General features: G+C 41.6%; 20 protein-coding genes. 18 read left to right on the top strand and 2 right to left on the bottom strand.

Annotated elements, in window-relative coordinates:
* Positions 1-9 precede the first annotated feature (9 nt).
* Positions 10-1545, top strand: coding sequence for a bifunctional phosphoribosylaminoimidazolecarboxamide formyltransferase/IMP cyclohydrolase (gene purH, locus AC1DVK_RS21935; RefSeq protein ID WP_125163152.1), 1536 nt, complete (start codon positions 10-12; stop codon positions 1543-1545).
* A 20-nt stretch (positions 1546-1565) separates the two neighbouring features.
* A complete protein-coding gene (purD, locus tag AC1DVK_RS21930; RefSeq protein WP_089362517.1) occupies positions 1566-2822 on the top strand; it encodes a phosphoribosylamine--glycine ligase in 1257 nt (418 codons plus the stop codon).
* A 67-nt stretch (positions 2823-2889) separates the two neighbouring features.
* Here the strand turns inward: purD and AC1DVK_RS21925 are convergent, their stop codons facing one another.
* On the bottom strand, positions 2890-3156 hold the full coding sequence (locus AC1DVK_RS21925) for a YgaP-like transmembrane domain (protein WP_061461276.1): 267 nt from the start codon (positions 3154-3156) through the stop codon (positions 2890-2892).
* A 145-nt stretch (positions 3157-3301) separates the two neighbouring features.
* Between AC1DVK_RS21925 and AC1DVK_RS21920 the strand changes: the two genes are divergently transcribed.
* The 16 genes from AC1DVK_RS21920 (at position 3302) to rlmD (ending at position 20970) form a co-directional block, all read left to right on the top strand.
* On the top strand, positions 3302-5047 hold the full coding sequence (locus AC1DVK_RS21920) for an adenine deaminase C-terminal domain-containing protein (protein WP_089362518.1): 1746 nt from the start codon (positions 3302-3304) through the stop codon (positions 5045-5047).
* A gap of 43 nt (positions 5048-5090) precedes the next feature.
* Positions 5091-6128, top strand: a complete 1038-nt coding sequence (locus AC1DVK_RS21915) for a DUF3048 domain-containing protein (RefSeq protein ID WP_089362519.1) — start codon at positions 5091-5093, stop codon at positions 6126-6128.
* Between the two features lie 25 nt (positions 6129-6153).
* Positions 6154-6468, top strand: a complete 315-nt coding sequence (locus AC1DVK_RS21910) for a YerC/YecD family TrpR-related protein (RefSeq protein WP_061461279.1) — start codon at positions 6154-6156, stop codon at positions 6466-6468.
* A 232-nt stretch (positions 6469-6700) separates the two neighbouring features.
* Positions 6701-7396 carry a heptaprenylglyceryl phosphate synthase gene (gene pcrB, locus AC1DVK_RS21905; RefSeq protein WP_061461280.1) on the top strand — a complete coding sequence of 232 codons (696 nt, stop codon included), beginning with the start codon at positions 6701-6703 and terminating at the stop codon, positions 7394-7396.
* 55 nt (positions 7397-7451) lie between these two features.
* Positions 7452-9698: a DNA helicase PcrA gene (pcrA, locus tag AC1DVK_RS21900; protein WP_061461281.1), complete on the top strand. Its 2247-nt coding sequence runs from the start codon at positions 7452-7454 to the stop codon at positions 9696-9698.
* Between the two features lie 104 nt (positions 9699-9802).
* Positions 9803-11809 carry an NAD-dependent DNA ligase LigA gene (ligA, locus tag AC1DVK_RS21895; RefSeq protein ID WP_410861435.1) on the top strand — a complete coding sequence of 669 codons (2007 nt, stop codon included), beginning with the start codon at positions 9803-9805 and terminating at the stop codon, positions 11807-11809.
* Between the two features lie 11 nt (positions 11810-11820).
* Positions 11821-12990 (top strand): CamS family sex pheromone protein, encoded by a 1170-nt coding sequence (locus AC1DVK_RS21890; protein WP_061461283.1) that lies wholly within the window; start codon positions 11821-11823, stop codon positions 12988-12990.
* 389 nt (positions 12991-13379) lie between these two features.
* Positions 13380-13670: an Asp-tRNA(Asn)/Glu-tRNA(Gln) amidotransferase subunit GatC gene (gene gatC, locus AC1DVK_RS21885; protein WP_061461284.1), complete on the top strand. Its 291-nt coding sequence runs from the start codon at positions 13380-13382 to the stop codon at positions 13668-13670.
* A 12-nt stretch (positions 13671-13682) separates the two neighbouring features.
* Positions 13683-15143 (top strand): Asp-tRNA(Asn)/Glu-tRNA(Gln) amidotransferase subunit GatA, encoded by a 1461-nt coding sequence (gatA, locus tag AC1DVK_RS21880; RefSeq protein ID WP_061461285.1) that lies wholly within the window; start codon positions 13683-13685, stop codon positions 15141-15143.
* Between the two features lie 12 nt (positions 15144-15155).
* Positions 15156-16583 carry an Asp-tRNA(Asn)/Glu-tRNA(Gln) amidotransferase subunit GatB gene (gene gatB, locus AC1DVK_RS21875; RefSeq protein ID WP_477627371.1) on the top strand — a complete coding sequence of 476 codons (1428 nt, stop codon included), beginning with the start codon at positions 15156-15158 and terminating at the stop codon, positions 16581-16583.
* 198 nt (positions 16584-16781) lie between these two features.
* Positions 16782-17075 (top strand): hypothetical protein, encoded by a 294-nt coding sequence (locus AC1DVK_RS21870; RefSeq protein ID WP_410861437.1) that lies wholly within the window; start codon positions 16782-16784, stop codon positions 17073-17075.
* Positions 17072-17416: a hypothetical protein gene (locus tag AC1DVK_RS21865; protein ID WP_477627370.1), complete on the top strand. Its 345-nt coding sequence runs from the start codon at positions 17072-17074 to the stop codon at positions 17414-17416. The genes AC1DVK_RS21870 and AC1DVK_RS21865 overlap by 4 nt, the downstream gene beginning before the upstream one ends.
* A gap of 178 nt (positions 17417-17594) precedes the next feature.
* Positions 17595-18506: a diacylglycerol kinase gene (locus AC1DVK_RS21860; RefSeq protein ID WP_061461288.1), complete on the top strand. Its 912-nt coding sequence runs from the start codon at positions 17595-17597 to the stop codon at positions 18504-18506.
* Between the two features lie 64 nt (positions 18507-18570).
* On the top strand, positions 18571-19146 hold the full coding sequence (locus tag AC1DVK_RS21855) for a GNAT family N-acetyltransferase (RefSeq protein WP_061461289.1): 576 nt from the start codon (positions 18571-18573) through the stop codon (positions 19144-19146).
* Positions 19147-19183: 37 nt separating this feature from the next.
* Positions 19184-19369, top strand: coding sequence for a hypothetical protein (locus tag AC1DVK_RS21850; protein WP_477627369.1), 186 nt, complete (start codon positions 19184-19186; stop codon positions 19367-19369).
* A 230-nt stretch (positions 19370-19599) separates the two neighbouring features.
* Positions 19600-20970: a 23S rRNA (uracil(1939)-C(5))-methyltransferase RlmD gene (rlmD, locus tag AC1DVK_RS21845; protein WP_410861439.1), complete on the top strand. Its 1371-nt coding sequence runs from the start codon at positions 19600-19602 to the stop codon at positions 20968-20970.
* Between the two features lie 68 nt (positions 20971-21038).
* On the opposite strand, the gene AC1DVK_RS21840 is transcribed toward rlmD, so the two are convergent.
* The coding region (locus AC1DVK_RS21840) for an IS3 family transposase (protein ID WP_477627368.1) at positions 21039-21227 on the bottom strand (189 nt) is incomplete at its 5' end.

Raw genomic sequence — 21227 nt, 5'->3', positions numbered from 1 at the left:
CAACATAACATGAAGAAACGTGCTTTAATTAGTGTATCGGATAAAACAGGTATCGTAGAATTTGCTCAAGGTTTAATTGAGGCAGGTTTTGAAATTATTTCTACAGGCGGTACCAAAAAAACACTGCAGGATAATGGCGTTGATGTAATTGGAATCAGTGATGTCACCGGTTTTCCGGAAATCTTGGATGGACGTGTAAAAACACTTCACCCGAATGTCCATGGAGCAGTGTTGGCAAAACATGATGACAAGGATCACGCAGCACAGCTTGCAGAGCATAATATTGAACCCATTCAACTTGTCTGTGTAAACCTATATCCGTTCCAAGCGACTATTTCCAAACCAGAAGTCACTGTGGAAGATGCTATTGAAAACATCGATATCGGTGGACCGACAATGCTTCGTTCTTCTGCTAAAAACCACGAATATGTGACTGTTATCGTTGATTCAAATGATTATCCTACCGTATTGGCTGAGCTGAAACAAAACGACGGAGTATCAAAAACCACGAATCGCCGTTTGGCTGCAAAAGTCTTCCGCCATACAGCTGCATATGATGCTGTCATTTCGGAGTATATGACTGAGCTTACCGATGAAGAGAATCCTGAATCATTGACTGTTACCTATGAATTGAAACAGTCCCTTCGTTATGGGGAAAATCCACATCAAAAAGCAGCATTCTATAAAAAACCGCTTGGTTCCGTTTTCTCAATTGCTGAAGCGCAGCAATTACATGGAAAAGAGCTTTCATACAACAACATTAATGACGCTGATGCAGCACTTCAAATCGTTAAGGAATTCAATGAGCCGGCTGCTGTTGCTGTTAAACATATGAATCCTTGCGGCGTCGGTGTAGGAGCGACCATTTTAGAAGCGTATGAAAAAGCTTATGAGGCAGATGCTACTTCCATTTTCGGTGGAATCATTGCTTTGAACCGTGAAGTTGATAAAGCGACTGCGGAAAGGCTTCATGAAATTTTCCTTGAAATCATCATTGCTCCTGGGTTTACAGATGAAGCAGTGGAAGTATTAACAAGCAAGAAAAACCTTCGTTTATTAACGATCGATTTCGATGCGGCTAAAAAACCTGAGCGTAAATTGACTTCCATTGAAGGCGGATTACTTATTCAAGATCGAGATGCACATAGCTTAAAGGATGCAGAGGTAAAAGTTGCAACGAAACGTGAGCCTACTCCTGAAGAATGGAAAGCCATGGAACTTGGCTGGAAAATCGTAAAGCATGTAAAGTCGAATGCAATAGTGGTTAGTAACGGTCAAATGACCTTAGGTGTTGGCGCAGGTCAAATGAACCGTGTCGGTGCTGCAAAAATTGCTCTGGAACAAGCTGGGGAAAGAGCGACAGGAAGTGCATTGGCATCAGATGCTTTCTTCCCAATGGATGATACTGTAGAAGCGGCAGCAAAAGCGGGCGTCACGGCAATTATTCAGCCTGGTGGATCTGTAAAAGATCAAGATTCAATCAAGAAAGCTGATGAATATGGGATTGCAATGGTATTTACAGGAATTCGTCACTTTAAACATTAATCAAAAATAGAGGTGCGATAATGAATGTACTAGTAATTGGCCGGGGCGGCAGGGAGCATGCCATAGCCCGCAAATTATTTGAAAGTAAACGGGTTGGGACAGTTTTTGCAGCACCTGGAAATCCAGGTATGACAGATGTAGCGACTCTTGTTCCAATTGAAGAAAACAATCATGAGGAATTGGTTGCCTTCGCAAAGAAGAATGCAATTTCATTAACGGTGATTGGGCCCGAAACGCCATTGTTGAATGGACTTGCAGACGACTTTACAGATGCAGGCTTAAAGGTATTTGGCCCTAATGGCCGTGCTGCAGTCATTGAGGGAAGTAAATCCTTTGCTAAAGATTTAATGAAGAACTACAGCATTCCGACAGCGGAATATGAAACATTTTCTGATTATGATTCAGCAAAGGCATATATCGAAAAAATGGGGGCACCCATTGTCATAAAAGCGGATGGCTTGGCTGCAGGAAAAGGTGTCGTTGTTGCAATGACGATGGAAGAGGCGTTAGACGCCATCCATGATATGCTAGTTGGGGCAAAGTTCGGCGAAGCTTCTGCCAAAGTCGTTATTGAGGAATTTCTCGATGGCGAGGAATTCTCATTGATGGCATTCGTGAATGGGGAAAAAGTGTATCCGATGGTCATTGCTCAAGATCACAAGCGAGTTTTTGATGGAGATCAGGGTCCGAACACAGGTGGAATGGGTGCATACTCACCAGTGCCGCAAATTTCCGATGAAATGATTCAGACTGCAGTCGAAACAATTCTTCAGCCTACAGTAAATGCGATGATTTCGGAAAATCGCCGTTTTACAGGTATATTATATGCCGGGTTGATTGCTACTGAAAAGGGCACAAAAGTCATTGAGTTCAATGCACGTTTTGGCGATCCGGAAACGCAAGTTGTTTTACCACGCCTAAAAACCGATTTCGTAGATACGCTTGAAGCGGTTCTTTCTGGGGAGGATTTACAACTTGAATGGCATGAAGAAGCTGTTCTTGGAGTGGTCGTGGCAGCTGATGGATATCCAGGGGATTATAAGAAGGGTTCAATCATTAAAGGCTTGGAAAAGATTGATCCGAATGCCCATGTTTATCATGCTGGAACGGCTAAAAATGATGAGGGGAATTTCATCTCAAACGGCGGACGTGTACTTCTGGTTGCTGCAAAAGGGAATGATTTGGCCTCAGCCCAAGCTGAAGTATATAAAGAGTTGGGGCATATTGAGAAAGACGGTTTATTCTGGCGAACGGATATTGGATACCGTGCAATTTAATGCGATTTTTCATTATAATACAAAGAAGCTGACTCTACACGGAGTCAGCTTCTTCTTTAGAAAAAACTTAATATGAATCTGATGAATTAGACTCTCTATCCTGTTTTGGTTCATTTTTCATTAAGGTTTGTCCATTTTCCATTGCATCCGTGAGGGGGCAATAGCGGAGAATGCCTTCGCCTATTTTCATTGCAGAAAGCATGACCACAATAATATAAGATTGGTTTTTCCAAGGTTTCTTTACCATTCTAGCCATTGCCCATGTTAGAAAGGTAAAACCACACGTAATTCGCATTAAGGCATTTATTATACTGATATTTTGTTTAAACTTCATATTTTGTCCATCCCTTCACAAAAATTTAACAATATTCTGGATAACGATACTGTTCTAATGAGGTAAGTATGTTACTATGAAATAAAATTGGATTGAAAATGGTTTTTTCATACATCTGTTTCTAAAAAATTATGGGGGAATGTTTATGCTTGAACAGCGCTATAGATGGAAAAATAAACATCTAAGAGAACATATAGATGTGCTGGATGGCAATAGGGCACCACACATTCTGCTTAAAAATACGACTTATTTAAATCAGGCTTTACGAAAATGGGTGAAAGCGAATATATGGATATATGATGATCGCATCATATATGTCGGCGATAAGCTTCCGGATAATATAGACCGCTGTGAAATGGTTGACTGCACAAACCAGTATTTAGTCCCGGGTTATATTGAGCCGCATTCACATCCTTCTCAATTATATAATCCCCTTTCTTTTTCACGTTATGCATCTCATTTTGGGACAACGACATTGATCAATGATAACTTGCCGTTTCTATTGCAGTTGGATAAAAAGAAAGCGTTTTCTCTTTTGAAAGAATTACGCAATATTCCTGTAACGATGTATTGGTGGAGCCGTTTTGACGGACAGACTGAATTGATCGATGAGGATACGGTATTTTCCCATGGGGCAGTTAAATCCTGGCTGGAGCATGATGCCGTATTACAGGGCGGGGAGCTAACAGGATGGCCGAAGCTTCTCGATGGGGATGACATGATGCTGCACTGGATTCAGGAAGCCAAGCGGATGAGGAAGAAAATAGAAGGACACTTTCCAGGTGCTTCAGAGAAGACATTAGCAAAAATGACCCTGTTCGGCGCCGATTGTGATCATGAGGCAATGACAGGCGATGAAGTCATGGCGCGCTTGCTGCAAGGATATTATGTATCACTAAGACATTCTTCGATCCGGCCTGATCTTCCAAAGATGATAAAGGAAATTCATGAACTGGGCATCGATCATTATGACAAATTCTTTTATACGACAGATGGTTCGCCGCCGTCTTTTTATGAGGGTGGTCTCATAGACTGCTTGATCAAAATAGCGATAGAGCATGGCGTTCCGGTCATCGATGCTTACAATATGGCAACTATCAACATTGCACGATATTATAATATTGAATACCTTCATGGCAATATTGCCACTGGAAGGGTAGCGAACATTAACTTCCTGACCGATGTAAAGGAACCCGCACCGGTTTCAGTAATGGCAAAAGGGAAATGGGTGAAAAGGGATGGTGAAATCATTCCTGATTTACAGGAAATCGAATGGAGTGATTTTGATTTTAAACCACTTGATCTTGATTGGGATCTTAGTTTAAAGGAAGATTTTGAATTTTCCATGCCATTTGGGATTGAATTGGTCAATAATGTAATTACGAAACCGTACTCCCTTTCCAATGATGTAGGGTATGAAGAGCTGAACTTCGAGGATGATGAATGCTTTTTCATGCTTATTGATCGGGAAGGGAAATGGCGCATCAATACAATATTAAAAGGGTTTGCGGATAAATTGTGTGGCTTTGCTGGCTCTTATACCAATACCGGTGATATCATACTAATCGGTAAAAGGAAAAAGGATATGCATTTGGCATTTAACCGGCTGAAGGAAATTGGCGGTGGAATCATTTTAACGGAACATGGAAAGGTGATCCATGAACTTCCTCTTAAACTAATGGGAGTCATGTCCACCAAAGAGGTTCCTGAATTGATAAAAGAAGAAAATGAATTGAAACATTTGCTGCGTGAGAGGGGATATCGCTTCGATGATCCTGTTTACACTCTTTCATTCTTTTCGACAACCCATCTGCCATATATAAGGCTAACCCAGCGAGGAGTATATGATGTTATGAATAAAACTATACTCTTTCCCACTATAATGCGTTAAAATATAAGAGAAGAAATGGCTAATAATTCAGAGGAGTGGAAAGATGAATTTAAAGAGAGTTCTTTTCATCGTTATTGCTATTTTACTGCTGGCAGGCTGTTCGGCGAAAGAGGATCCTGCATCGGATGACAGTAAGCCAAAAGATCCGGCTGTCATCAAAAATAGAGATGTGAAAAATGAATCTTCCAATGAGTTTCCACTAACAGGTATATCCACCGATGAAGGCAGTGAGCAAAGGGCTGTAGCAGTGATGATTAATAATCATCCGAAAGCACGCCCGCAATCGGGCCTCTCAGAAGCCGATATGGTCTACGAAATGCTCGCAGAAGGTGACATAACCAGATTTTTAGCTATCTTCCAAAGTGAAACGCCAAGCCGAATCGGTCCGATTCGGAGTGCAAGGGACTATTATATCGAATTGGCAAAAGGCCTGGATTGCATCTATGTGTGTCATGGGAATAGCCCCGAGGCAAAAACCATGCTGGACAAAGGGTATATTGATAACTTGAACGGATTATATTATGATGGTACTTTGTTTCATCGTTCGGCAGATAGAAAAGCACCGCATAATTCCTACATTTCTTTTGAGGATATCCAAAAAGGCGTGAAGGAAAAGGGATATGAGATGAATGGTGCACCGGAACCTTATACTTTCCTTTCAAAAGAAGAGGCGGCTGGCCTTCAAGGGGAACAGGCATTGAAAACCGAGATATCCTACGGATCAGACGAGTATGATGTAAAGTATGAATACGACGCCACGGAAGAGAAATATAAACGTTATTCGAATGGTGAGCAAACAGTCGAATATAAATCGAATAAACCTATTTTACTGGATAATATATTGATCATTGAGGCCACTCATCAAGTGATCGACGATAAAGGTCGCCGTAAAATCGACTTGAAAAGTGGTGGAAAAGGTTATTTACTTCAAAAAGGAACAGCGAATGAAGTAGAATGGGTTAATAAGGATGGTCGGATTATACCAGTGAAAAACGATAACGAAGTAGGATTGATTCCAGGGAAAACTTGGATCAATATTATTCCGAATGAACCTGGTTTAGTAGGAGACGTCTCATTTTGATACCCATGAATTGAGGGGGAGTAACATGCAAATTGATAAGTTAAGAGGAAAAGAAACGGATCAGCTGTTTAAGTCGATCCTTTCCTTGCGTGATTTGGACGAATGTTATCGATTTTTTGATGATTTATGTACAGTTAATGAAATTTCATCATTAGCACAGCGTCTTGAAGTAGCCCGGATGCTTGAAGAAGGTAAAACCTATCATAAAATCGAAACGGAAACAGGTGCAAGCACGGCTACGATTTCCAGGGTCAAACGCTGCTTGAATTACGGAAATGACGCTTATTCAATGGCTCTTAACCGTATTAAAGAAAACGTTGAGGAAACAACTGAATCTTAATGCATTCGATTTTTTATATGGTGAATCAGAAAAAGCCGAGGAATTCATTTCCCGGCTTTTTATTTTGAGTTTTGCCTTTCTTTTGTCAGCTGTCTTTCTGCCGTATCCGTGTTATATTGGTTTTTAGATTCAGAGGTTTCCATTTGGTAAACATTTTATCGATACTTCTCTTTTTTAATGAAAAATCTTAATGCTATAATGGTGTAATGGGAAGTGTGAATGGAGGATTATTATGTACGATTTTCGCGAGTGGAAACATGTTTTCAAACTCGATCCAAATAAAGAAATAAGTGATGAGGCTCTTGAAAAAGTCTGTGAATCCGGTACGGATGCAATCATGGTCGGGGGAACGGATGGAATCACGCTTGAGAATGTGCTTCATTTAATGGCACGGGTCAGACGATATACCGTCCCATGTGTAATGGAGATTTCTTCTGTTGAAACGGTGACGCCAGGGTTTGATTTATATTTCATTCCAAGTGTCCTGAATAGCACCAACCCGGATTGGATGATGAAACTGCATCAGCAAGCAGTCAAAGAATACGGATACCTTTTGAATTGGGATGAAATTTTCGTTGAAGGGTACTGTATTCTGAATGCCGAGTGTAAGGCTGCTCAATTGACGAAAGCCAATACCCAACTGGATATGGATGATGTGGGAGCATACGCGATGATGGCAGAAAAGATGTTCAACCTGCCGATTTTTTATCTGGAATACAGCGGTGATTATGGCGATATCCAGATGGTGGAAGCAGCCAAAGAGAGCTTGGAGAATACCGTACTTTTCTATGGCGGTGGGATAAAATCAGTTGAACAGGCCAAAGAAATGTCTAAGTTTGCGGATGTCATCGTTGTTGGCAATGTGATTTATGAAGATTTGAAAGCGGCACTTGCAACAGTTACGGCAGTTAATGAAAACATGAAATAAATATAGTATACTAAAACATAAAACAGAAACGAACGTTCGTATAGGTGGTGTGATAATGCAATATTTAGCGGAAAAATTACTAATAGGTTTGAATGAACAGCAACAAAAAGCAGTAAAGTCAACTGATGGCCCACTTTTAATCATGGCTGGGGCAGGAAGTGGAAAGACGCGTGTGCTGACTCACCGAATAGCTTACTTGATGGTCGAGAAGGAAATAGCACCTTGGAATATCCTTGCAATCACGTTCACTAACAAAGCTGCACGTGAAATGAAGGAGAGGATCCGTGCCATACTTGGCGGTGCGTCAGAGGATATCTGGATTTCGACCTTCCACTCGATGTGTGTCCGCATTTTACGAAGAGATATCGATCGTATCGGTTTTAATAGGAACTTTTCGATATTGGATACGACGGATCAGCAATCGGTCATTAAGCAAATCATGAAAGATCGTAATATGGATACAAAGAAATATGATTACCGGGCGATTTTGGGTAGCATCAGTTCAGCGAAAAATGAATTGGTCGGGCCGGAAGAGTACCTGAAGACAGCGTCGGATTACTTTACTAAGGTAACTGCCGATGTATATACGGAATACCAAAAACGGTTGAGGAAAAATTCAGCGCTCGATTTCGATGATTTGATCATGATGACGATTCAATTGTTCCAACTGGTACCGGAAGTACTTGAATACTATCAGCGCAAGTTTCAATACATTCATGTTGATGAGTACCAAGATACGAACAGGGCTCAATATATGCTTGTTAAACTACTTGCTTCACGTTTCCGTAATCTCTGCGTTGTCGGGGATTCTGATCAATCGATTTATCGCTGGCGCGGTGCGGATATTGCGAACATCCTTTCATTTGAAAAAGATTATCCGAATGCCAACATGATTTTCCTTGAACAGAATTATCGCTCGACGAAAAAGATTCTTGCAGCGGCGAATAAGGTCATCGATAACAATCAAAACCGGAAGCCGAAAAATCTTTGGACTGAGAATGCAGATGGTAATAAGCTATTCTATTACCGTGCAGACAATGAACAAGGGGAAGCGCAATTTGTAGCCGGAAAGATAAATGAGTTAGTTCGGGACGGCAGTAGGAAGTATTCCGATATAGCAATCCTTTACAGAACAAATGCACAATCACGTGTCATGGAGGAAGTTCTGCTTAAATCCAATATAAACTATGCTATAGTCGGGGGCACTAAGTTCTATGACCGTAAAGAGATTAAGGACTTGCTTGCCTATCTTCGCCTTATTGCGAATCCTGACGATGACATCAGTCTCCGCCGTGTAATCAATGTACCAAAACGCGGAATTGGTGCAACTTCAATGGACAAAGTGGCAGATTATGCAGATCAGTATGATGTTTCCATTTATAAAGCACTTGAATCTGTGGAAATGGTAGGGATTAGCGGGAAGGCTACCAAAGCGGCTAGGGAATTCCATACGCTGATCACTAACTATACAAATCAGCAGGAGTACTTATCCGTAACGGAACTGGTGGAGGAAGTCATTAAGAAAACCGGTTATCGTGAGATGCTGCAGGCAGAAAAAACGATTGAATCGCAAAGCCGGCTTGAAAATATAGATGAGTTTTTATCTGTTACGAAAGCATTCGAAAGTAACAGCGAGGACAAATCATTGGTTGGCTTTTTAACTGACCTGGCGTTGGTTGCCGATATAGACCAACTTGATGAGAACTCCGAAGAAGTTACTAATACTGTAACGTTGATGACCCTGCATTCAGCGAAGGGACTTGAATATCCGGTGGTCTTTTTATTGGGCCTTGAAGAAGGGGTTTTCCCTCACAGCCGCTCGCTCATGGATGAAGAGGAGATGGAAGAAGAACGCCGTCTGGCCTATGTGGGAATTACAAGGGCTGAAAATGAGCTATTCATAAGCAATGCCCAAATGCGGACATTGTATGGACGGACCAGTATGAATCCAGTTTCACGTTTCATCAGTGAAATACCAGAGGAACTCCTTGAAGATCTTAAACCGAAACCGGCTCCTAGAGCTAGGCAAACACCTTTCAGTTCTTCGAGAACTGGATCTCCTTCAACAGCTTCCACAAGAAAAGTTCCTGCCTTTGGTAGAGCCGTTTCTGCACCATCCGCAACCGGTGGTGAAGAGATCGGCTGGGCTGTCGGTGACCGTGCATCCCACAAAAAGTGGGGTATAGGAACCGTGGTGAGCGTAAAAGGGGAAGGCGAAGGGAAGGAACTGGATATCGCATTCCCAAGTCCAATCGGTATCAAACGCCTACTGGCTAAATTTGCACCAGTTGAAAAAGCTTAAGCTATTAATATGAATCTTACTGGTAAAGAATAGGGATATCTGACTTTAGACACCGCTCTTCTATAAGAAGTGCGGTGGAGTCTTCTTTAGAAAGGATTGAACGTATGGACTTACAAGCTGCAGAGAAAAAAGTTCTAGAACTGCAAACGTTATTGAACCAATACAGCTACGAATATTATGTGATGGACCAGCCATCAGTACCTGATGCTGAATATGATCGGATACTCCGTGAGCTTATCGAGTATGAGGAGAAATTCCCGGAACTGCAAACGCCTGATTCTCCGACACAACGGGTCGGTGGCGCCATTTTGGATATGTTTGAAAAAGTGGAGCATACCACACCGATGCTTAGTTTAAGCAATGCATTCAATGAAAGTGACTTACGGGATTTCGACAGAAAGGTCAGACAATCTGTAGGTGACGATTTTACTTATGTATGTGAATTGAAAATTGATGGACTTGCCGTCACTCTTCAATATGAGAATGGATATTTCGTAAGAGGGGCAACACGTGGAGATGGAACGATCGGTGAAGATATTACAGCAAACCTGAAAACGATCAAGTCGATTCCATTGAAGATGCGTGAGCCGATTGCCATAGAAGTACGCGGTGAGGCATTCATGCCAAAAAAATCATTTGAATCTTTAAATAAGGCTAAGGAAGAACGTGGTGAGGAACCATTTGCAAACCCACGGAATGCAGCTGCTGGCTCGTTAAGGCAGCTTGACCCAAAACTTGCTGCGAAACGGAACCTGGATATTTTCCTTTATGCGATTGCCGATTTAGGAGAAACAGGGGTCCAATCCCACAGTGAAGGTCTGGATTTGTTGGATCGATTGGGGTTTAAGACGAATCGGGAAAGAAAAACATGCTTGAATATAGAGGAAGTACTAGCCTATATAGTAGAATGGACAGAACAACGTCCAAACTTAGCCTATGATATTGATGGAATTGTCGTAAAGGTGGATTCCCTTGAACAGCAGGATGAATTAGGTTTTACTGCAAAAAGTCCGCGTTGGGCCATCGCTTATAAATTCCCAGCTGAAGAAGTCATTACAACCCTGCGGGATATCGAGCTGAATGTTGGACGTACGGGTGTATTAACCCCAACAGCTGTGTTGGATCCCGTTCGGGTAGCGGGTACGACTGTGCAGCGGGCATCCCTTCATAACGAAGACTTAATCCGTGAAAAGGACATTAGAATCGGAGATCAAGTGGTCGTGAAAAAAGCGGGCGATATCATTCCAGAGGTGGTCAATGTACTGGCAGAACGCCGTACAGGGGAAGAGGCCGAGTTTCAGATGCCGACTGAGTGCCCGGAATGCGGCAGTGAACTTGTTCGGCTGGATGGTGAGGTTGCTTTACGTTGCATCAACCCGAAGTGTCCTGCACAAATACGGGAAGGCTTGATTCACTTTGTATCCCGGACAGCTATGAACATAGACAGTCTTGGTGAAAAAGTGATTAGCTTGTTGTTTAAAGAGGAACTCATACAAGATGTGGCTGATATTTATAAGCTTACATATGATCAACTCATTGCATTGGAACGGATGGGGGATAAATCCGTCAATAAACTCCTTCAAGCAATCGAAGCTTCGAAAAGCAATTCGTTGGAAAAATTACTATTCGGGTTAGGCATTCGCCATGTTGGTTCGAAAGCGGCCAAGACACTTGCACGGGAGTTCGTGACGATGGAAGCCTTAAGCAAGGCGAGTCGTGAAGAATTAACATCCATTAATGAAATAGGGGATAAGATGGCCGATTCCATCGTAGCTTATTTTGAATTGGAAGAGGTCCATGCGCTATTGAACGAGTTGGAAGCAGCCTGTGTGAATCTTACTTTTAAAGGGCCAAGAGCTGTTCCTATTGAAGATATCGATTCCGCTTTTGCAGGTAAAACAGTCGTTTTAACGGGTAAATTGCATCAGCTAACACGTAATGAAGCAAAAGAAAAATTAGAGGCGCTAGGAGCTAACGTTGCTGGAAGTGTCAGCAAGAAAACCGATTTGGTCGTAGCTGGCGAAGATGCCGGTTCCAAACTGGAAAAAGCGGAAAGCCTAGGCATCATGGTATGGGATGAAGAGAGACTGATTGAGGAACTAAAAAAATAAGAGGTGTAGATATGAAGAAACACTCTATTTTGGGGATGATTCTTATACTGCTTCTTGCTGGATGTGCGCCTAGTTTTGAGGATAAGCAAGAGGTAGTTCAAGACTCCAAAGACAAAAAAGAGACGGCAATTATTCCGAAGTATAAAATTTCGGATGAATATTATCAAACGATCCTACCTTTTGAACCATCAAAAGCACGCGGTTTGGTCGTATCTAATTTAAATACCCGATATGATATTGAAGAATTCGAAAATGGATTGATGCGGTTGGCCCAAACCCAATTCGACCCGGAAGATTACCTGTTTCAAGAGGGGCAAATGCTTGATAGTGCAAAGATATCTTCCTGGCTGAACAGAAAATATACCAAAAGTCAGTTGAAAGAAAAGGGTATGGATGCCTCAAAGAACGTTGGCTTGAATCCGGTTGACCCAGGTAAAGGTGACATTGATAAGCGAAATGAAGAAAATCCAATCTATCTTGCTCATATTCTAGAACATAATTACTTAGTCAAAACAAAAGATAATTCAGTGAGTCTAGGCGGGGTTGTAATAGGTCTTGCGCTGAATTCAGTGCATTACTATCAAAAAGAGGCATACGGTGCCACCTATGAACAGAAAATCGATAGTAAAAAGCTAAAGCAAGAAGGGGAGAAAATTGCTGCAGAAGTCTTAAAAAGGCTTCGTAAAATGGACAAGCTGAAAAATGTCCCGATTACGATTGCCTTATTCGAGCAAAAGGAAAAGTCTTCAGTAGTCCCTGGGAATTTCATTGCCTATACCAATATTGATAAGAACTCTGACAATATTGGAAAATGGACAAACTTGGACGAAAAGTATTTCCTATTTCCTTCTGCTAGTGCAGAAAAAAAATATCGTGATGACGTCAAGACTTTCACGAACTTTAAAGAAGATGTCGAAGAATATTTCCCTAACTTTAACGGAGTCATCGGAAGGGCGTTCTATATGGATGATCAATTACAAAGTCTGAACATCGATATCCCTATTCAATTTTATGGGAACTCGGAAGCGATTGGTTTTACCCAATATGTTGCTGGGCTTGTAATGGAACGTTTCCCTAAATATATTGCCGTACAAGTATCCATTACCTCCGTAAATGGACCTGAAGCGCTCATTGTCCGTGAAGCAAATCAGGACGAACCAACCGTGCATATATATGAATGAAAAAAGATGAAGCTTAACGGCTTCATCTTTTTTTGCGGCAATCTCTGAAATCCACTCTTTCATTTAATTCCGGGAGGCGAATTTCAAAATAACCTTTAGCAAGGAACATAATAATAGTAAGTAAACCCTTCCATTTTAGGAAGCGAATACTTGGAAAAAGGAGAGCATTTGTCGAATTTTAAAGGTCTTCTTGTCATTTCCCCGGAAATTCCGGCAACTTTCCCATATTTCCCGGAAAATATCGCTTTTTCCTTGTGAAATAATTGAATTTCGACATTGTATCTCTTGTTGCTTTACTGTGTAATAGTTTGATATGATTTAAACGATGATTTTATGGAGAAAAGCGACGAATTTCAGTCGATTTGGATATTTTTTCGGAGGTGAAGAGAATGTCACGTATTTCTATGGAACAAGTTAAACACGTTGCCCATTTGGCTCGTTTGGCAATTACGGAAGAGGAAGCACAACAGTTTCAACATCAGCTTGACCAAATGATTTCATTTGCGGAGCAGTTGAATGAGCTTGATACGGATCAAGTAGACCCGACTTCTCACGTTTTGGATATGAAAAATGTAATGCGCGAAGATATTGCAAAACCAGGATTGCCAGTAGAAGAAGTAGTTAAAAATGCACCGGATAGCAAAGAAGGATATATCCGTGTACCATCTATAATTGAATAAGGAGGGACAATGATGTCGTTGTTCGAACAAAAGGTTTCTGAGCTTCATGAACGCTTACATAAGAAAGAGATCAGTGTCACTGATCTTGTTAACGAATCGTATGAGCGAATTGGACAGGTAGAGGACAAGGTAAAGGCATTTTTGACACTTGATGAAGAAAACGCCCGCAAGCAAGCAAGACGATTGGATGAACAATTGGTAAAAGGTGAGAACAAAGGCGCTTTGTTTGGTCTGCCAATCGGAGTGAAAGATAATATTGTCACTAAAAATTTACGGACGACTTGCGCGAGTAAAATCTTGGAGAACTTTGATCCGATTTATGATGCAACCGCCGTTCAAAAGTTGCAGCAGGCAGAAACGGTTACGATCGGGAAATTGAATATGGATGAATTTGCAATGGGTTCTTCTAATGAGAACTCCGCATTTCAGGCGACACGCAATCCCTGGAATACAGATTATGTACCAGGCGGTTCTTCGGGTGGTTCAGCTGCCTCTGTCGCTTCCGGTGAAGTCCTATTCTCTTTAGGTTCCGATACGGGTGGATCAATCCGCCAACCAGCGGCATATTGTGGAGTTGTCGGCTTAAAACCTACATATGGACGGGTTTCCCGATTCGGACTTGTAGCTTTTGCGTCTTCTCTTGACCAAATTGGACCGGTTACAAGAACGGTCGAAGATAACGCCTATTTGCTTGAAGCGATTTCAGGTGTAGATCCAATGGATTCGACCTCTGCTAATATTGACGTACCGAATTTTGTTAATTCATTAACAGGCGATGTAAGAGGATTAAAAATAGCGGTACCTAAAGAATATCTTGGTGAAGGCGTTGGCGAAGAAGCACGTAATTCCGTACTTGAAGCATTAAAGGTATTAGAAGGACTTGGGGCTGAATGGGAAGAGGTTTCCTTGCCACATTCCAAATATGCTTTAGCTGCATATTATCTGCTTTCTTCATCGGAAGCTTCAGCTAACCTTTCACGTTTTGATGGAGTGCGTTTCGGCCATCGTACAGATAATGCAGAAACTCTTATAGAAATGTATAAGCAAACTCGTGCAGAAGGATTCGGTGACGAAGTGAAACGCCGTATCATGCTTGGAACTTTCTCCTTAAGTTCCGGATATTATGATGCATATTATAAAAAGGCTCAAAAAGTACGTACTTTAATCAAAAAAGACTTTGAAGATGTCTTTGAAAAATATGATGTCATCGTTGGGCCGACGACACCTACGCCTGCATTTAAAATTGGTGAAAAAGTCGACGATCCATTAACGATGTATGCGAATGATATCCTAACGATTCCAGTCAATCTTGCTGGCGTACCGGGTATATCCGTGCCATGTGGATTCGCAGCGAATGGGCTTCCGCTTGGACTGCAAATGATTGGAAAGCATTTTGATGAAAGTACGATTTACCGCGCGGCTCACGCATTTGAGCAAGCAACAGATTTTCATAAACAATTTCCTAAGCTGTAAGGGGTGAAAAAAATGGACTTTGAAACGGTAATTGGTCTAGAAGTACACGTAGAATTAAAAACGGATTCTAAAATTTTCTCAGCGAGCCCGAATCATTTTGGTGCCGCTCCAAATAGTAACACGACTGTAATTGACCTAGGCTACCCAGGCGTATTGCCTGTCGTCAATAAAAAGGCTGTTGATTTTGCAATGAAGGCTGCAATTGCTCTGAATTGCGAAGTGGCGGAAATTACGAAATTCGACCGAAAAAACTATTTTTACCCGGACAATCCTAAAGCATACCAAATTTCACAGTTCGATCAACCGATCGGTGAGCATGGTTGGATTGAAATTGAAGTCAATGGCAAGAAAAAGAAAATCGGTATTACCCGCATTCATATGGAAGAGGATGCTGGAAAGCTGACACATAAAGGGAACTATTCACTTTGTGATTATAACCGCCAAGGTACCCCTCTTGTTGAAATCGTATCCGAACCGGATATCACTTCCCCTGAAGAAGCATATGCTTATTTGGAAAAGTTGAAATCCATCATTCAATACACAGGCGTTTCCGATTGTAAAATGGAAGAAGGCTCACTTCGCTGTGATGCTAATATTTCCTTGAAACCTGTCGGGCAAAAAGAATTCGGAACGAAAACTGAATTGAAAAACTTGAACTCATTCAACTTCGTTCGCAAAGGATTGGAGCATGAAGAGATCCGACAAGCGGAAATCTTGAATGAAGGCGGGATAATCGAACAGGAAACCCGCCGGTTTGACGATGCTACATGCAGAACGGTACTAATGCGAATTAAGGAAGGTTCCGATGATTACCGTTACTTCCCGGAGCCAGACTTATTGACAATCCATATCGATGAAGAATGGAAAGCACGCATTGCTGCTGAGATTCCAGAACTTCCGGATGCCCGGAAAAAACGTTATGTCGAGGAATTTGGCTTACCGGAATATGATGCCGCCGTTTTAACGGTAACGAAAGAAAGTGCTGATTTCTTTGAAGCGACAGTCGCTTCAGGAGCGGATGCAAAACTAGCATCAAATTGGATCATGGGTGAGGTTTCTGCTTTCTTGAATGCAGAAGGAAAAGAGCTGCATGATGTCAAATTGACTGCTGAATCGTTGGCAGGAATGATTAAGCTGATTGAAGATGGTACAATTTCTTCTAAAATCGCTAAAAAAGTTTTCAAAGAATTGATTGAAAACGGTGGGGACGCTGAAACGATCGTCAAGGAGAAGGGACTAGTCCAAATTTCCGATGAAGGCGCGTTGCGTACGGCTGTTGAAGAAGCGTTGAATAATAACCCGCAATCAATTGAAGATTTTAAAGCCGGGAAACAAAAAGCAATCGGCTTCCTTGTCGGGCAAATTATGAAAGCGACAAAAGGACAGGCTAATCCACAGCTTGTTAATAAAATTTTGGTTGAAGAAATCAATAAACGTTAATATTGGCCGTATCACTTTTAAGGTGGTACGGTTTTCTTATGATTAAGGAAAGCAAAAATGAGAAAAATAATCGGAATTTCAAGCGGGAAAAAAAATTTTGATTTTTTCGGAGTTATCTGTAGGGGTAACTCCTTTTTGTGTCGTCTATTACATGGATGCTTAGCAGGAAAGGAGGAAGAGAAGTGACGGATGAGTTAGTTGAGAAGGTCAGGGCTGGGGAAAACGGTCAATTTGCCTGGTTTCAATGAAAAGGCCGGGAAAGACATAGAGAGAGTTGTCCTGGATACTGGCTCATACCCATTAATGACTGAAAGTGGTGCGGATGAGGAAGTTTCCATTTTTGGAACTTATGATGAGCGGGTAATGGAAGATGGTGATTCTTTGTTGAAGAAGGCGGAAGACTATTTAATGATTGAGAGAAATGGTGATACGCTTTATATAAGCTTCAAGGATTTGCCGAAAAAAATGGATTTTTGGACAATGGTACAATGAATCTTAAGGCCACTCTTATAATTCCTGCTGACTTAGCAGCAGAGATAGACGGACAAAGTACCGATCTTGTGGTGAAGCCTAGAAGGCTTTTGAATGATTGGAATGTGAAGGATAGCGGGAATCTTAGTGTATGCCTACAGGGCAATAGTGATATCAAGATAGATGCTAGAGGGGTTGCGGAACTAGAAGGACCTGAGGATATCTGGAAGGCGACGGAAGTGAATGAAGAAGAAACAGGTGAAGAAGGCATTGTAAAAAAGAATGGGATATTCAATACTGGAAAAGGGAAGCATACTTTGACGGTCACCGATACATTTAACGTAAATGTTCAATATCAATGAAATCATTTACTAGAATAAAATTGTAAAAAGCATTATAATTTCCCTGATAAGATTTCTAGTAAGTGGATATAAAGATATGGACCGAAAAGCGGTCCTCTTTTTTTTCGAATATTGCTTTTCATGTAATGAAGGATTAAGATGTAAATTATGGAATCAATATGTATAAGGATGATGGGAAATGAAGAGAGCAAGGTTGATTTACAACCCGACTTCGGGCCGGGAAGCCATTAAGAAGAGCCTGCCAGGTGTGCTAGCAAAACTTGAAGAAGCTGGTTATGAAGCTTCTGCACATGCGACTACCGGTGCTGGGGATGCGACGAAAGCGGCTAAAATTGCGATTGAACGAGGCTATGATATTGTCATTGCAGCAGGAGGCGACGGAACGATTTATGAGGTTGTTAATGGACTGGCCACTGCAGAGAAACGTCCGAAACTAGGAATCATTCCGACGGGAACGACAAATGATTTCGCGCGGGCACTGCATTTACCGAAGTCAATCGAAGGGGCAGCCGAAATTATTGCCGGAGGGCATACGATGCCGATCGATATTGGTAAAATGAACGATAGGTACTTCATCAATATTGCTGGTGGGGGCCGATTGACTGAATTGACTTACGACGTGCCGATCAAGCTGAAAACCATGCTTGGGCAGCTAGCGTACTATATTAAAGGAATTGAAATGCTTCCTTCAATTAAACCGACGGAAGTCTCTATTGAATATGATGGAAAGCTTTTTGAAGGAGAGATCATGCTTTTCTTGGTGGCTAACACGAATTCGGTCGGCGGCTTCGAGAAACTGGCTCCTGACGCCTCTCTGAATGATGGTATGTTCACGTTGCTCATTTTAAAAAAGGCCAACCTCGCTGATATTGTGCGTGTCGCAACATTGGCAATGCGCGGTGAACATATCCATGATAAAAACGTCATTTATGAAAAAGCCAATCGAATTAAAGTACAGGCCAAAAAGGACATGATGCTTAATTTGGATGGGGAGTTTGGCGGGATGGCCCCAGCTGAATTCGTAAATCAGTACCGCCATTTTGATGTATTCATTCCACAAGGAATACTGCCGGACGATCCGGCAAAATAGGTTGAAAAGGCCACTGAATCTGGTGGCCTTTTCAACTTTAATTAAGCAAGGAGAATGTGAGAACATGTATATCAGGAAAGCGACACCGGAAGATGCGGACAAGGCAGCAATATTGACCCGGTTAGCGATTAAAGAAATTGCAGAGGTATTGACAGGTGAAACGGAAGAAGAAAGAATACTTTACGTTCTTGCCGATTTGTTCAGGAAAAGCGGAAATCGGATCAGCTATGAAAATACGTTCGTAAGTGAACATGATGGACAAGTATCGGGATTGATCATTGCCTACCATGGCAAGGATGCCGAAAGCTTGGATGAACCGATAGTGAAACGATTAAGGACGAAAATGAAAGATCCAAGCGTTACGCTTGATAAGGAAGCAGAAATGAAAGACTTTTATTTGGATACATTATGCGTTGACCCGAATTTTCAAGGAAAAGGGATTGGTAGTGCACTGATTCAATATGTTGAGGGGTACGCTAAACAGAAGGGGTATCCAAGGGTTTCTTTGGTTGTTGAAAATGAAAATGAAGGGGCGAATCGTCTCTATAGCAGATTAGGATATAAAGAAATGAAAACCATTACGATTAGCGACCATGAATTTGGCTATATGGTAAAAGAAATAGAAGAACCTCCTGTTTAACAGGGGGTCCTTTTTCGGTGTTTTTTGAACTTGGCGCTTGTTGCAACTACATTTGCTGGCCATTCATGGCGGCCCAATCGGCGTAAACTCCGGTACCATTACAGCCGGGACAGTCGTGTATATCGGAAAAATGATATTCCGTCGGTACGAAGGAGCTGTATCCTCGTCCGTAACAATCCGGACAGAAGCCTTTTTCCTCCATGCTTGCTCGATGTTTTTCTAGCCTTGTAGCGTTCCAGGCTGATATAGAGTTAAATAAACTCATTTCCTCACCTCGTTTATTTTTCCTTATTTTTCTTTTTTAGTTGAACTTTTATACATGGAACTATGAAAAATCGTAATTCCTTCCCCTATATTTTTATGAAAACTAAGGTAAATTGGTGAGTGGTTTTGTGGCAAGGGCTCGATTGTGGTAAAATACAGGCTAGCATAAAAAAGAAAAGAGAAGATGATATGAAAAAAACAGCACCTGTTGCTAAAAACGATATTATAGAGGTTTTATTTGAAGATTTAACACACGAAGGAGCTGGAGTGGCTAAAGTCGATGGCTATCCTATCTTTGTTCAGAACGCCCTTCCTGGTGAAAAGGCAAAAATTAAAGTGATGAAGGCTAATAAAGGTTATGGCTTCGGACGCTTGATGGAGATTATAGAAAATAGTCCATACCGGGTTGAGGTCACTACTGAAGACTTCCATAAATACGGTGGATGTCAGCTGCAACATATGAGCTATGAAGGACAGTTGGAATTCAAGGAAAAGCAAGTACGTGATGTGATGACACGCATCGGGAAACTTGAGGATGTGAAGGTTCACCCAATCATCGGGATGGAGAACCCAACTCATTATCGAAATAAAGCTCAAGTGCCTGTTGGTGAAAAGGATGGCAGGCTAATAGCTGGATTCTTCAAACCGCGGACGCATGAAATTGTTGAAACGAAAGAAAGCATTATCCAAAATCAAGCGATCAGTGAAGCCGTTCAAGTTGTTAAAGAGATTTTCAGTAAACTTGGTATCCCTGCTTATAATGAGGAGGCACATAAAGGTGTGTTGCGGCACATAATGGCCCGTTATGGCAAGCAAACAGGGGAATTGATGATTGTTCTTGTTACAAGAACAAATAGTATCCCTTTCATCGAAACTATCGTAAAGGAAATCGTTGAACGTCTTCCACAAGTGAAATCCATCGTTCAAAACGTGAATTCCAAGAAAACGAATGTTATCTTAGGCGATAAAATGACTTTATTGTGGGGCGACGAAGTGATCCATGATATGATCGGTGATGTTAAATTTGCGATTTCAGCAAAATCATTTTACCAAATCAATCCAGATCAAACGAAAGTCCTTTATGATAAAGCCCTTGACTATGCAGGGCTAACGGGTGAAGAGACGGTGATAGATGCCTATTGCGGCATAGGAACCATTTCTTTATTCTTAGCTAAAAAAGCGAAAAAAGTAATCGGTGTCGAAGTAGTGGAAGAAGCGATAGAAGACGCACGCCGCAACGCTGAATTGAATGAAATCTCAAATGCTGAATTCATTGTTGGCGATGCAGGCAACGTTATTGCTGAATGGTATCAAAAGGGCAACACTGCTGATGTCATCGTAGTGGATCCTCCTCGCAAAGGTTGCGAAGAATCCCTTCTAAATACGATCATCGAGATGAAACCGAATAAAGTCGTATACGTGTCATGCAACCCAGGCACTCTGGCTCGTGATCTTCATATCTTGGAAGAAGGCGGATATAAAGCAATCGATATCCAACCTGTTGATATGTTCCCAATGACGACTCATGTTGAAAATGTAGTGTTATTAGAGTTGAAATAATGAGAAAGAGTCCGGTCACTCTGAACTGTGCCCTTCAAAATGGACAGTCTTAAAAAAAGACCTATAAATTAAGCAGCTAATAGTTGACTCCCGTATTGTGCGGGAGTCATTCTATTTAGGCTCCATTGGTAACGATTTGTATTGTAATCTTCCATATATTCTTCAATTAATTGGTGTAACTCATCAAAAGTTTGACACTCCAAATAATCCACTTCATCTTTAAAATGGCCAAAGAATGATTCCATAGGGGCATTGTC

The organism is Peribacillus sp. P4_B1 (assembly GCF_056402395.1).
Note: the sequence above shows the minus strand (reverse complement) of the source record. Positions and strands in the feature narration are given on the sequence as shown.

What these genes read in the sequence shown, in the direction of transcription:
- gatB (WP_477627371.1), top strand. Translation starts at nt 15,156, where the DNA reads ATGGACTTTGAAACGGTAATTGGTCTAGAAGTACACGTAGAATTAAAA.
- rlmD (WP_410861439.1), top strand. Translation starts at nt 19,600, where the DNA reads ATGAAAAAAACAGCACCTGTTGCTAAAAACGATATTATAGAGGTTTTA.
- AC1DVK_RS21910 (WP_061461279.1), top strand. Translation starts at nt 6,154, where the DNA reads ATGCAAATTGATAAGTTAAGAGGAAAAGAAACGGATCAGCTGTTTAAG.
- AC1DVK_RS21865 (WP_477627370.1), top strand. Translation starts at nt 17,072, where the DNA reads ATGAATCTTAAGGCCACTCTTATAATTCCTGCTGACTTAGCAGCAGAG.
- AC1DVK_RS21890 (WP_061461283.1), top strand. Translation starts at nt 11,821, where the DNA reads ATGAAGAAACACTCTATTTTGGGGATGATTCTTATACTGCTTCTTGCT.
- pcrA (WP_061461281.1), top strand. Translation starts at nt 7,452, where the DNA reads ATGCAATATTTAGCGGAAAAATTACTAATAGGTTTGAATGAACAGCAA.
- pcrB (WP_061461280.1), top strand. Translation starts at nt 6,701, where the DNA reads ATGTACGATTTTCGCGAGTGGAAACATGTTTTCAAACTCGATCCAAAT.
- AC1DVK_RS21855 (WP_061461289.1), top strand. Translation starts at nt 18,571, where the DNA reads ATGTATATCAGGAAAGCGACACCGGAAGATGCGGACAAGGCAGCAATA.
- AC1DVK_RS21925 (WP_061461276.1), bottom strand. Translation starts at nt 3,156, where the DNA reads ATGAAGTTTAAACAAAATATCAGTATAATAAATGCCTTAATGCGAATT.
- AC1DVK_RS21915 (WP_089362519.1), top strand. Translation starts at nt 5,091, where the DNA reads ATGAATTTAAAGAGAGTTCTTTTCATCGTTATTGCTATTTTACTGCTG.
- purH (WP_125163152.1), top strand. Translation starts at nt 10, where the DNA reads ATGAAGAAACGTGCTTTAATTAGTGTATCGGATAAAACAGGTATCGTA.
- purD (WP_089362517.1), top strand. Translation starts at nt 1,566, where the DNA reads ATGAATGTACTAGTAATTGGCCGGGGCGGCAGGGAGCATGCCATAGCC.
- AC1DVK_RS21920 (WP_089362518.1), top strand. Translation starts at nt 3,302, where the DNA reads ATGCTTGAACAGCGCTATAGATGGAAAAATAAACATCTAAGAGAACAT.
- AC1DVK_RS21860 (WP_061461288.1), top strand. Translation starts at nt 17,595, where the DNA reads ATGAAGAGAGCAAGGTTGATTTACAACCCGACTTCGGGCCGGGAAGCC.
- gatC (WP_061461284.1), top strand. Translation starts at nt 13,380, where the DNA reads ATGTCACGTATTTCTATGGAACAAGTTAAACACGTTGCCCATTTGGCT.
- gatA (WP_061461285.1), top strand. Translation starts at nt 13,683, where the DNA reads ATGTCGTTGTTCGAACAAAAGGTTTCTGAGCTTCATGAACGCTTACAT.
- ligA (WP_410861435.1), top strand. Translation starts at nt 9,803, where the DNA reads ATGGACTTACAAGCTGCAGAGAAAAAAGTTCTAGAACTGCAAACGTTA.